This is a genomic window from Methanoculleus sp. UBA413 (assembly GCF_002502935.1).
GTDB classification, from domain to species: domain Archaea; phylum Halobacteriota; class Methanomicrobia; order Methanomicrobiales; family Methanoculleaceae; genus Methanoculleus; species Methanoculleus bourgensis.
This window is the reverse complement of sequence record NZ_DAQR01000063.1, coordinates 1-12,265: the sequence shown is the minus strand read 5'-3', so window position 1 is coordinate 12,265 and position 12,265 is coordinate 1. Positions and strand designations below refer to the sequence as shown.

The following is a 12,265-nucleotide window of genomic DNA, read 5'->3' as shown; positions in this document are numbered from 1 at the left end:
CAGGTGCTGGTGGAAGAGAGTGTCGCCGGGTGGAAGGAGATCGAGTTTGAGGTGATGCGGGACTCAGGCGATACCTGCATCATCGTCTGCGGCATGGAGAACGTCGACCCGATGGGCGTCCATACCGGGGAGAGCGTGGTCGTTGCACCCATCCTCACCCTGCGGGACGACGAGTACCAGACGCTCAGGAGTGCTGCCATCCGGATCATCAGGGCGCTTGACGTGCAGGGCGGGTGCAACATCCAGTTTGCCTACAACGACGGCGACTACCGGATCATCGAGGTGAACCCCCGGGTCTCGCGGTCTTCGGCACTCGCGTCCAAGGCGACCGGCTACCCGATCGCCCGGGTGGCGGCCAAGATCGCCATCGGGCTCAGGCTCGATGAGATCACAAACCCGGTGACCGGCGTCACCCCGGCATCGTTCGAGCCTGCCATCGACTACGTGGTGGTGAAGGTGCCGCGGTGGCCGTTTGACAAGTTCAAGTCCGCAGACCGGACGCTCACCACGGCGATGAAGAGCACCGGCGAGGTGATGGCGATCGGGCGGACGGTCGAGGAGGCGTTCAAGAAAGCGCTCCGGTCGCTTGATACCGACATGAAACGCCACACGAACCCGAGCGAGATCAGGATGATCCTCACGGCGCCCACCGACGAGCGGTTCGGGTGCCTCTTTGACGCCTTCCGGGCAGGGTTCACGGTCGACGAGGTCGCCGACCTCACCTCCATCACGCCGTTCTTCCTTGAGAAGATCAAGAACATCGTGGACCTCGAAGGGAGACTCCTGACCGCATCCGCGCCCGGGGATATCAGGGCTGCCAGGCGCTACGGATTCTCGGGCGAGGAGCTGCAGGCGCTGACCGGGAAGACCGCCGATGAGATCGAGGCGCTCTCGGGAACGCCGACCTACAAGATGGTGGATACCTGCGCCGCCGAGTTCCCTGCCACCACGCCCTACTTCTACTCGACCTGGGAGGATGGATGTGAACTGACCCGGGACGGCGCGAAGAAGGTGCTGATCCTCGGCTCCGGGCCGATCCGGATCGGCCAGGGGATCGAGTTCGATTACTGCACCGTCCACGCGGTGATGGCGCTCCGCGAGGAGGAGGGGATCGAGGTCCATATCGTCAACAATAACCCCGAGACCGTCTCGACCGATGCCGACACCTCGGATCGGCTCTTCTTTGAGCCGATGCAGCTTGAGGATGTCATGAACATCCTCAAGAAGGACGATTACTACGGGGTTATGGTCCAGTTCGGTGGCCAGAACTCGGTGAACCTGGCTATGCCGCTGGAAGCCGAGATCAAACGGCTTGGTCTCTCAACAAAGATCCTCGGCACGTCCCCCGACGCCATGGATGTCGCTGAAGACCGTGACCGGTTCAGCCGGCTCCTTTCCCGACTCGGTATCCCGAGTCCGGCGAACAGTTCGGCCTACTCGGAGGAGGAGGCGCGGGAGAAGGCGAGGGCAATCGGCTACCCGGTGCTGGTCAGGCCGTCCTACGTCCTCGGCGGGCGGGCGATGGAGATCGTGCACGACGGGGCCGAACTTGAGAGTTACATCAAAGAGGCTGTCCGGGTGAGCAGGAAGCACCCGGTCCTGATCGACTCGTTCCTCAGGGGCGCCGTTGAGATTGACGTCGATGCGGTCTCTGACGGAACCGATGTCCTGATCGGCGGCATCATGGAGCATATCGAGTGGGCGGGGGTCCACTCCGGCGACTCGGCCTGCGTCATACCGCCGCAGTCCCTCACGCCCTCGGTGATTGCGCGGGTGCGCGACTACACGAAGAAGATCGCCCTCGGTCTCGGGGTCGTCGGTCTGATCAACATCCAGTATGCTGTCCAGGACGATGTGGTCTACGTGCTCGAGGCGAACCCGCGTGCGAGCCGGACCGTGCCGTTCGTCTCAAAGGCGACGGGCATTGCGCTCGCAAAGATCGCGGCGAAGGTGATGGTGGGCCGGAAGATTGCCGATATGGATATCGCCGAGCCCGAGATCGGGCACGTGGCGGTGAAGGAGGTGCTCCTGCCCTTCAACAAACTCCCGGGCGTGGACACCGTGCTCGGGCCTGAGATGAAGAGCACCGGCGAGGTGATGGGGATCGACTACGACTTCGGCCGTGCCTACTACAAGGCCTGCACCGCCGCAGACAACACCCTGCCGACGGAAGGAAACGTCTTCATATCGGTGACTGACGAGCAGAAGGAAGAACTCCTGCCGATTGCGCGCAAGCTCCGGGAACTTGGGCTCTCGCTCTACGGCACGAGCGGGACGGTCGAGTTTCTCACCCAGAACGGCGTCGAGACAAACCTGGTGCGCAAGGTCCAGGAAGGGTCCCCGAACGTCATCGATATCATGCGCTCCGGTGGGATCCGGCTTATCATCAACACCCCGGCGGACAAGGCGTCCCGGCAGGACCATATCCGGATTATGCGGGCCGCCGTCGATTACGGCATTCCCTACATCACCACGCTCCAGGCGGCCCGGGCTGCAGCGATGGCGATCGACGCTATCAAGCGCGAAGAGATCACGATCGAGCCGCTCCAGCACTACATCGGTGCCTGACCGATCCCTGGAACCACTCTTTTTGCCGGGCCCGGTACAGACCCGTGCTGTGCTCGGATTGAATCACCCGCCCCGGGGCTCGTGGGGGTTTCCCCCGCCTTCCGGGGGCGGAGGAGGAGTTCCGAATGCGCGGGCGGGGTGGGGGCGAGCCCCATACGCGCTAACTTTTCGCAGGGAGGTTCATGAGGATACTGCTCAGTTCCAGAGACACGGGTCGATTTAGGGTACTATTGGTCGGTCTGCAGTCATAGCCCTCCCCCCCGGAAAAGGTCGCAGTCCCGGGGCCACGCCCGGGCGGGGTGGGGGCTACGAGGAGGGATCTACGAGTCCCGCCGCCTGCGGGGAGGGGGCGAGCCCCCACCACGGTCCCCACCCCCCAAGGTGATTCCCACCACGGTCCACAGTATGAGTGAGCCGGGGGATACTCCGCGTTCACCACCCATGCTGAGGTAGGTGGGGACGATCACCAGAACCGGCACGGGGTTCAACAGAACTTGAACCTCGCCGATCGCCAACCCGGAACGCAAGTGCACCCACGTGGTAAGTTTGCGCCAATGGGGCTTGCCCCCTCCCCTGCCCCCACCTCCCCAGGGCGATTCTCACTACGGTCCACTGCCCGGGGAGCAGGTTGCGTTCATGCATGCAGCCTCTCGGTCTGCTCCATGAACGCTCCACACCCCTTCGCGTTCTCCCGCGTGATCTGCACCAGAACCCGCAAAATAAGATGAAATAGTCCACCAGGGTCCAGGTGCTCAGATCCAGCCTGATCCCGGACCCCACGGAAGCAGGGACACGCGCCCAGGATAGCGGACCATGGTGGCTAATCGCGATGGGAGAGGGGACCGGAGAGGAGCAGTTGCTGGAGGTAATGCAAGTGCGGCAAGGCTGAGATCGCCCCCACCTATTGGAGGTATGCCGATAGGGGCTTGATTTTGAGGATTTCCTAAAAATCCATCGTGGAGAGAATAGATGGTGTCTCAACAAAACCCAAAAAAAGAGTGAATTCAGTTCTCGCCGATCCACTCAGCGACCTTATCTGGATGGGCATCCACCCATGCCTTTGCGGCGTCCTGTTCTGACTCGCCGTTCTCGATGGCGAGCATCACCGACTCCATATCGGCAGGTGTCCAGTGGAACCGCTCAAGGATGCCGTAGATACCTGGTTTCTCCTCAGCAAGCCCCTTCCGGGCGAGCGTGCCGATATACTCTTCGCCGCCATAGACACCTTTCGGGTCGTCGAGGTACTTGAGGTCCCAGCGGGCGAACATCCAGTGCGGGGTCCAGCCGGTCACCACGATCCACTCCTCCTTGTTGATGGCTGTTCGGAGTTCTGCGGCCATTCCAGCGCTGCTGCTGGCGACGAGTTCATATTCGAGGCCGTAATCGGTTATCACTTCTTCAGTGTTCTGCATGACCCCGGCACCAGGATCGATGCCGATGATCTCGCCGCTAAATTTGTCACTGACACTGTTGAGGTCCTCGATGGAATCGATGGTCACGTAGGTTGGGACCACAAGCCCGACCCTTGCCCCCTCAAGGTTCTTACGGACATGGTCGATATCATCGCCAAACTTCTCCCAGAAGTTGGCCTGTGTGACCGGGAGCCAGGCTGAGACCGTACAGTCGATATCTCCCTTCGCAATCCCCTGGTAGAGTGGTCCTGCATCGACGGCGACAATCTCTGCATCGTATCCGGCTTTCTCAAAGACCTGTTTGATCACGTTGGTGCTGGCTATCTCAGAATCCCAGGTGACGTAGCCGATGCTGACCTTATTCTCTGCGAGCCCGGGAGTTCCCTGTGTATCGGTGCAACCGGCGCAGAGAAGGCAGAGTGCTAGAACAAGACCTGTTAATGCGAATAATCCAATCTTTTGAGTCATAATCTCTTATCACGTTGTAGGTTTTTTTTATCGCCAGGAGACGGCTGATTGACATTCAGAGCCCGGGTGTATGGGGTTGTGGGCTCATCAAGGGTGTCCGGAACGGGAGGTCCAGACACCAGGCAGAGGTGGCAGTTGATGCCACTCCCGGCGTGTTTGCACCCCAGGGCAAAAAGGCCTGATTTTGACCGCTTCAGGATTTGAATATGATTTTATTTAGGTTTTGCCCTATCAAGACCCTGTTCCGGCCGCGGCGGGGGCGTGGACACTGTTGTCCGGTCCACGTGGTCGTCCCCAACCACCGGCGCCGGAGAAAAAGGGGATTATTCCTCCCCGAGCCAGACGTCGACCCTATCGCGGTGGGCGTCGACCCAGGCCTTTGCGGCCTCTTCTTCGGGCATACCACCCTCGATATCGGTCATGACCGAGGCGATATCCTCAGTGGTCCACTCAAACCGGGTCAGGATGCCGTAGGCCTCCGGGTCGTCATCCTTCAGGCCCTGCCGCGCGAGTGTCACGACATCCTCCGCCTCACCGTAGACGCCCTTCGGGTCGTCGAGGAACTTGAGGTCCCAGCGCCCGAACTTCCAGTGCGGCGCCCACCCGGTCACCACGACCCACTCCTCTTTGTTGATGGCTGAGCGCAGTTCTGCTGCCATGCCTGCACTGCTGCTTGCAATCAGGTTGTAATCGAGGTCGTATTCTTCGATCGCCTGCTCGGTCCGGGTCATGATCCCGGCGCCGGGGTCGATGCCAACGATCCTGCCGCCGAACCGGTCGGCAACACCGTTCATCTCGTCGATCGAGTCGATGGAGACATAGGTCGGGACGACGAGCCCGATGCGTGCTGCACCGGGGATGTTTTTGTTGACGTAATCGATCTGGTCGCCATACTGCTCCCAGTAGTGTTCATGAGTGTGGGGGAGCCATCCGGTCGTCGTAAAGTCGACATCGCCACGGGCAAGCGCCTGGAAGAGCGGGCCTGCATCGACCGCGACCAGGGTGACGTCATACCCAGCCTCTTCAAAGACCTGTTTCATCACGCTGGTGCTGGCGATGGCGCAGTCCCATGTTACGTAGCCGATGCTGATCTCGCCCTTTGCGGGTCCGGCCGGTCCCTGTGTATCGGTGCAGCCGGCGGAGAAGAGACAGAGTACCAGGACAACACCTGTCAGTGCGAGTAATCTTCCAATTTTTTGAGTCATCATAATCACGTTACACCATTTTTGGATTTTTTGATAAATTGAGCCATTTTGAAGGTGGGTTTTTGAGGATGAGCAGCCTGAAGAGCCAATGCTCACCGATCTTCCTGTTGCGGCGGCACAACGTTCTGGGTGATCCGGTCCAGGATGACTGCGATGATCACGATGGCAAGCCCGGCCTCAAACCCCATGCCAATATCCACCCGCTGGATGCCCACGAGCACCTGGTAGCCAAGCCCCCCTGCCCCGATCATGGATGCGATCACGGTCATGGAGAGGGCGAGCATGATGCACTGGTTCACTCCCGCCATGATGGTCGGGAGCGCGACCGGGAGCTGCACCTTGAAGAGTTTCTGGCGGGGCGTTGTGCCAAAGGCATCCGCGACCTCGATCAGTTCGCCGGGCACCTGCCTGATCCCGAGATTGGTCAACCGCAGCGCAGGCGGCATCGCAAAGATAACCGTCGCGATGATAGCAGGAACGCTCCCGAGGCCGAAGAAGATCACGGCCGGGATGAGGTAGACAAACGAGGGCATCGTCTGCATGAAGTCAAGGACCGGCCGAAGAGCGGCATTCAGGGTCTCGCTCCGGGCAGCTGCGATCCCGAGCGGGATCGCTATCGCGAGCGCGAGGATCGTTGAGGTGATGACGAGCGCCAGGGTAAGCATCGAGAGATCCCAGAGATTGAGGTTCCAGATCAGGAGCAGGCCGAGTGCGGTGACCGCCGCGAGTTTGGTGTCGCGCCGGGTGACAAACCAGACCAGCACGGTGATAAGGAGGACCAGGACGGGCGCCGGTATGAGGAGCAGGATCTCCTGGAGTCCGTCCACGAGGAACCGTAACCCTGCACTGATGCCGTCAAGCAGCCAGCCGCAGTACTCCTCGATCCAGTCGACGAGTGCCTCGACGGCCTCTCCCACGGGCAGTCTAGGCAGATCCATTAACATCTCCTCCCTTTCGTGCCAGTGCACCGAGTATGGCACCCCGGAATACTAATCCCTGAAGCCTGTTTTCGTCATCAACCACCGCAACAGGATAGGGACTCCCGGCGATCACCGATATGACGTCGGTAAGTGGGGTGTCGAGTGCCACGGTCGGGATGTCGGTGGTGATGATCTCCTCAAGTCCCCTGCCCGCCCGGACAGCCTCAAGAGTACCATCAAGCGTAACAAGGCCCTTGAGGCGGCGCCCGCGGTCGACCACAAATACGCTCCCGATGTCGTGCTCTTCCATGAGGTGCAGCGCGACCCGGGGACCTGCGGTACACCGGGCAACCGGTTCGGGGTGGCGCATAACGTCGCTTGCCGAGAGCACCTTTGTCATATCGACACCGGCGACGAACCGCTCGACGTAGGCGTTCTCCGGGTTTGTGAGGATCTCTTCTGGTGTGCCGACCTGGACGATCTCGCCATCCCTCATCAGCGCGATCCGATCACCGAGTTTCAGGGCCTCGTCAAGATCGTGGGTGACGAAGATGATTGTCCTGTTCAGGCGCTGCTGGAGGTCAAGGAGTTCGTCCTGCATCTCCCGCCTGATGAGCGGATCAAGAGCGCTGAACGCCTCGTCCATCAGGAGTATCTCCGGGTCGCCTGCGAGCGCCCGGGCAAGTCCGACCCGCTGCTTCATGCCGCCGGAGAGGTGGGAGGGCATGCTCGCCCCGTAGTCGCCAAGCCCAACCATCCGGAGCAGTTCTTCGCCCCTCTGGTAACGCTCATCTTCGGGGATGCCCTGGACCTCAAGGCCGAAGACGACATTATCGAGGACCGTCCGGTGCGGGAGCAGGGCGAAACTCTGGAAGATCATGCCCAGTTTACGCCGGCGGACCGCTCGCAGTTCTTCCTGGCTCATGCCGACGATGTCTTCCCCGTCGATCAGTATCCTGCCGCCCGTAGGCTCGATAAGCCGGTTGATGCACCGGAGGAGCGTTGATTTCCCGCTCCCGGAAAGCCCCATCAGGACAAAAATTTCGCCCGGCATAACCTCGAAGGAGACGTTGTAGAGAGCCAGGGTATCTCCCGTCTCTTCGTAGATCTCCTCCTTTGAGCAGCCGGAGTTGCGGATTTCCAGCGCTTTTTGGGGATCCTGCCCGAATACCCGGGTCAGTCCCTCCACGCTGATGATTGGTTGTAACGATCGTGAATCTTCTCTGGGTAACTTCTCAAAAATAACGGAACCCTCCAACTTCACGAGTTCTATTTTATCACTTTTATAATTACCCTTTTTGACAAATGGTCAAAATCCAGAGGGATTTGGATTTTTGCAACATTTTGCGGCGCTTTTGTTGATAGAATATTGTCGTGCCTCTGTTCTTGCGAATTATAGCCAATTTATCGATTATCTCTCGTATACGGCTTATTTTTCCTGATCTGGGTCTCCTGACCTGCGGCCCTCCGGAGCCCCGACCGCGCGGATGGGCGCTGTCGAGATGGGCATCGTCATGCGGCGTGGCACGACCCCTTCACACGTCGCCTCTCCACCACCCGGGGGTTCCAGAAAATAAGCAAATGAGTTCTGGTTCCTGCAGGTGCGCCCGTCCATACCATTCTTTTATTGGGTGAGAAGTCATATCAATGTAGATTATTCCCAGACTGTCGTCGTCAGACAGATACCAGGAACGCGGAGAGCAGTAACATGAAAAAGGGTAAAGTCGTCCTAGCGTTTTCGGGAGGTCTTGATACCTCCGTCTGTATCCCCCTCCTGCGCGAGCACTACGGGTTTGATGAGATCATCACCGTTGCAGTCGACGTGGGCCAGCCCGAGGCAGAGGTAGTCCGGGCAACAGAGAAGGGGCGGATGCTTGCAGATAACCACTATACTATCGATGTCAGGGAGAAGTTCGTAGACGAGTACATCTTCCCCTCGATAAAAGCGAACGGGTCGTATGAGGGCTACCCGATGGGCACGGCGCTCGCCCGTCCGCTGATCGCTGAAGAGATCGTGAAGATCGCAAAGAAGGAAGGTGCCTCAAAGATCGCGCACGGGTGCACCGGGAAAGGAAACGATCAGCTCCGGTTTGACTTTATCTTCAGGTCCGGCGGGTACGATATCGTTGCACCGATGCGGGAGATGAACCTGACCCGTGAGTGGGAGATCTGCTACGCGCAGGAGCACAACGTCCCGGTGAGCGTGGGGAAGGAGAACCCCTACAGCGTCGACGAAAACTGCTGGAGCCGGAGCATCGAGGGCGGCAGGCTGGAAGACCCGTCATTCCACCCGCCTGAGGAGATCTACGCCTGGACGGTATCACCGAAGGATGCCCCCGACGTCATGGAGGAGGTCAGGATCAGGTTCGAGAAGGGAGTTCCGGTCGCCCTCAACGGGAAGAACCTCTCCGGCCTTGCCCTCATCCGGGAACTGAACCAGATTGCGGGGCAGAACGGCGTGGGCCGCAACGACATGATCGAGGACCGGATCCTCGGCCTGAAGGCCCGTGAAGTCTACGAACACCCGGCAGCGACCGTCCTGCTTGCGGCACACCGCGACCTTGAGCACCTCGTCCTGACGCGTTCAGAACTTGCGTTCAAGCAGATCGTCGATGCGAAGTGGTCCGAACTCGCCTACATGGGGCTCGTGCACGAACCGCTCTTCTACGCGCTCAATGCATTCATCGATACGACCCAGGAGCGGGTGAACGGCACCGTGGATGTCGGCCTGTATAAGGGCAGCGTGAAGGTTCTCGGCCGGAGTTCTGAGAACGCGCTCTACTCGGACGACCTGGTCTCCTTTGACTCGACCACGATCGACCAGAACCACGCTGTCGGGTTCTCGAATTACTTTGGACTGCAGGCGCGCCTGCTCAAAAATCTCAAGAAGCATTGATGAGGTGCTCAGAGCACCTTCTTTCCTGCCTCTTTTCCCGGCGTGCACTCGAAGACGTCGGTGATCTTGATGACGATGAGCGACTTCGCCGGGTATTTGTGGCCTTTCGTTCTCACCTGATCGCGGAACTTCTCGTAGTCGGGGCCGGACGTCTTGATCTCCGTTGCGCCCTTCACCTGGAAGCAGCGCTTGGTTTCCTGGTCGTAGAAGTAGAGGGCCACAATCGGGTTCTCTTTTAAGTTCTCGAGTGTTTTGACCATGTAATTGTCCATAATCCAGACGGTGTCATCGCCCACAATCTGTATCGATGCCATCGGCGCAACGTTCGGGACGCCGTCTTTCGACGCGGTGGCCATAGGCACGACTTTGTTGCTGGCAAATATCTCCTTCATCTCGCTTGAAAGTGCAACCATAACGTATCACCTCGTTCCCGGGGCAGAACAGACCCGGCAGGGGGTCGTAACCCGCCCGGTACCGGGGTTATCCGCATTATCCATATATAAGGGCTCTGCCGGGGGGTGGTCCGGGCACCGCGGGGCTTGACATCCGAACCATCGTGGAACGCAACACCCCGAGGGCTGCACCAGAATCGGTATGGACAGGCTGCCAGCCAGGTATTGGGAGGGGCAGATCTCCTCTGTGGAGCCCGGAGGGGAGGGATCAGTGGGAGTTTCGCCCGGTTCGCGATTTGGGTTTGTATTGTGATTATGGAAAAATATAAGCAGACAGACGGGAAAAGAGGTATTATGTGTGCCCGTTTTTTGGAGCGCTTTTTCAAACCTACGCCCCACATCGTCGAAAGCCCGCCTCCGCCATCGATCTCGCACGGGCCGGGCCCGGGTGTCCCCGAGTACCGGGTGAAGCCTTATTTTATCGTGGCGTCTGTTGAGATGGGCAATACCACGACAAAGTGTATCCTGACCGGCACAAGCCTGGAGACGGGCAGGTCCTACGTCATCAACAAGACCGTGACCATGAGCCGTGACGTCCGGCCGCCCAAACCGGGGGAGACGGTCTTTGGGGCAACCCTGGACGGCACGAAACTGACGCGCGAGTCGGTTACCGAACTGGTGCGCGACACCCTGATCCAGAGTCACGCGGCGGCTCACCTGAGCATCAAAGATGACCTGGACTTCGTCGTCAGGAGCACCGGGGTCGTTGCGGCGATGGACTCCCCCGACCAGGTTGGGGACTTCATCATCGCTCTTGCAAACGGCTGCCTTGCCGCCGGTGTTCCGCCGCGGAAGATGACGCCGCCGATGTCGATCGACAACCTCCCACCGAAACTCCGGCAGTTCTCGTTTGCCGACAAGGTGGTCTTCGTCGGCGCAGTGGCTGGTGTCGTGCCGCCGGTCGGGTGTACCGGTGTTGAGATGGTGGCAAACGAGATGGAGGGGGAACTCGCGATGGCGGGCATCAAGGAGGGCGCCAAGTGGACGCCGGTCGACTTCCGGAACCCCTGCATATCCATCGACTTCGGCACCACGCTCGATGGACGTATCACGAGCGATGTCGCCCGTGACGACCCGAATCCCTTCGCCCAGACGATCGGGAACTTCTGCGGGCTTGCGGGTGCCATACCTGATGCGATTGTCAGGGGCACCGGGCTTGTGAAGGACCGGACGGGGACGGCCCTCGACCTCTTCGGCGATCATAGCATCCAGAGCCCATTCGGGGGCCGAAAACGTTCCGCCGTTGATGAATACGTCGACCGGTGCCACGAGCATATCGATATCAGGATCGTCCCCCGCGACCGGGCACGGTTTGGGCGGGTCCCGGTCTGCGCGGATGTAGCTGCTGAATCTGGTGTCGCCCTTATCGGGTGTGATTGCGGCGTCGACGGCAGCGAGACACCGGCCCTCGAGGAGATCGGGCACGAGATCTATGAGAAGCACGGCATGGGTATGCTGACCGAGGTCGTCGACCGGGTCTGCGCAAAGATGGCGCTCCGGCTCATCGATGTCGCTATCGAGAAAGGGATGGTCCCGCCGAACTCGTCGATCGGGTTCACCGGGCGGGCGGCGATCTCGGGGAGGAAGCCCGAGTATATCCTCGCGGGCATCACCGACCGGAACCTCTACGAGAAGCCGAACGACCACCTGGTCTTTGTGGACGATGGTCTTGCCCGGGGGGCGGCGCTGATGGGGCGGTGCATGAACTCTCTTGGGAAACCGAAGGCTCCGCTCGGCGGGGTGCGTGGCGGGGGATGTATTATGTCCCGCCGGATCAAAATAGGAAAGTAGGATCTGGTACATGATGGCTGAAGAAGAACTGTTTGATCTGCTTGTTCCCCCCGGCGTGCCCAGGAAGATGATCTATGATGTCGTCGAGAACTACGATGTGGAAGTGGTTCGGCGGCCGCAGAAACTGGCGTTTGCGAATATGGACGGGGATGCGAGAGAACTGCTGGCATTCCGCGGCAGACGGGAGGTTGTCGAAGAGGTGCAGACATACCTTTTCGCGCGACTTAAAGAGTTTATCGGCGAGTAACCCTTTTTTGAATGCTTCCAGCCCAGGACGCCGCCTCATGGGGTCTTCTGGACCGGCTTATCCACCGCTTGCGTGAGGCAATGGTGCCCATGCAGCGACCATGAGGCTACGCTCTCCGGGCTTCCCCAGCAGTGGGACCGTGGTGAGCATCACCCTGGGGCAGGTGGGGGCCGGGGAGAGGGCTCGCCCCCTCCCCGCAGGCGGCGGAACCTGTCGGGCCCTCCTCATAGCCCCCACCCCCCCCCGCCCCCCCCCCCCCCCCCCCCCCCCCCCCGGGCGGGGGCCGGGGGGGGGGATACCGGGGGG

Annotated in this window: 9 protein-coding genes; 4 read left to right on the top strand and 5 right to left on the bottom strand. The window is 60.2% G+C overall.

Annotated features, from left to right (window positions below):
- Positions 1-2,568: carbamoyl-phosphate synthase large subunit (carB, locus tag BP858_RS04755; protein WP_286878981.1), on the top strand; the 2,568-nt coding region annotated here is incomplete at its 5' end.
- Positions 2,569-3,572: 1,004 nt separating this feature from the next.
- Here carB and BP858_RS04750 read toward each other — a convergent pair.
- The 4 genes from BP858_RS04750 to BP858_RS04735 all read right to left on the bottom strand — a co-directional run bounded on the left by BP858_RS04750 (position 3,573) and on the right by BP858_RS04735 (position 7,837).
- Positions 3,573-4,448 (bottom strand): glycine betaine ABC transporter substrate-binding protein, encoded by an 876-nt coding sequence (locus BP858_RS04750; protein ID WP_062264830.1) that lies wholly within the window; start codon positions 4,446-4,448, stop codon positions 3,573-3,575.
- 323 nt (positions 4,449-4,771) lie between these two features.
- On the bottom strand, positions 4,772-5,656 hold the full coding sequence (locus tag BP858_RS04745; protein ID WP_349680564.1) for a glycine betaine ABC transporter substrate-binding protein: 885 nt from the start codon (positions 5,654-5,656) through the stop codon (positions 4,772-4,774).
- Positions 5,657-5,745: 89 nt separating this feature from the next.
- The gene (locus tag BP858_RS04740; protein WP_286878980.1) at positions 5,746-6,591 is read right to left on the bottom strand and encodes an ABC transporter permease; all 846 of its coding nucleotides are present in this window, start codon (positions 6,589-6,591) and stop codon (positions 5,746-5,748) included.
- Positions 6,578-7,837 carry a quaternary amine ABC transporter ATP-binding protein gene (locus BP858_RS04735; protein ID WP_286878979.1) on the bottom strand — a complete coding sequence of 420 codons (1,260 nt, stop codon included), beginning with the start codon at positions 7,835-7,837 and terminating at the stop codon, positions 6,578-6,580. The genes BP858_RS04740 and BP858_RS04735 overlap by 14 nt, the downstream gene beginning before the upstream one ends.
- Before the next feature lie 444 nt (positions 7,838-8,281).
- On the opposite strand from BP858_RS04735, the gene BP858_RS04730 reads away from it, so the two are divergent.
- Positions 8,282-9,469, top strand: a complete 1,188-nt coding sequence (locus BP858_RS04730) for an argininosuccinate synthase (RefSeq protein ID WP_286878978.1) — start codon at positions 8,282-8,284, stop codon at positions 9,467-9,469.
- 8 nt (positions 9,470-9,477) lie between these two features.
- Here BP858_RS04730 and BP858_RS04725 read toward each other — a convergent pair whose 3' ends face one another.
- The gene (locus BP858_RS04725) at positions 9,478-9,882 is read right to left on the bottom strand and encodes a pyridoxamine 5'-phosphate oxidase family protein (protein WP_286878977.1); all 405 of its coding nucleotides are present in this window, start codon (positions 9,880-9,882) and stop codon (positions 9,478-9,480) included.
- Positions 9,883-10,215: 333 nt separating this feature from the next.
- On the opposite strand from BP858_RS04725, the gene BP858_RS04720 reads away from it, so the two are divergent.
- Together BP858_RS04720 and BP858_RS04715 are read left to right on the top strand one after the other, a co-directional pair.
- On the top strand, positions 10,216-11,712 hold the full coding sequence (locus tag BP858_RS04720) for a methanogenesis marker 14 protein (RefSeq protein ID WP_281767774.1): 1,497 nt from the start codon (positions 10,216-10,218) through the stop codon (positions 11,710-11,712).
- A 10-nt stretch (positions 11,713-11,722) separates the two neighbouring features.
- Positions 11,723-11,959: a hypothetical protein gene (locus BP858_RS04715; RefSeq protein WP_014867825.1), complete on the top strand. Its 237-nt coding sequence runs from the start codon at positions 11,723-11,725 to the stop codon at positions 11,957-11,959.
- Positions 11,960-12,265: the final 306 nt, after the last annotated feature.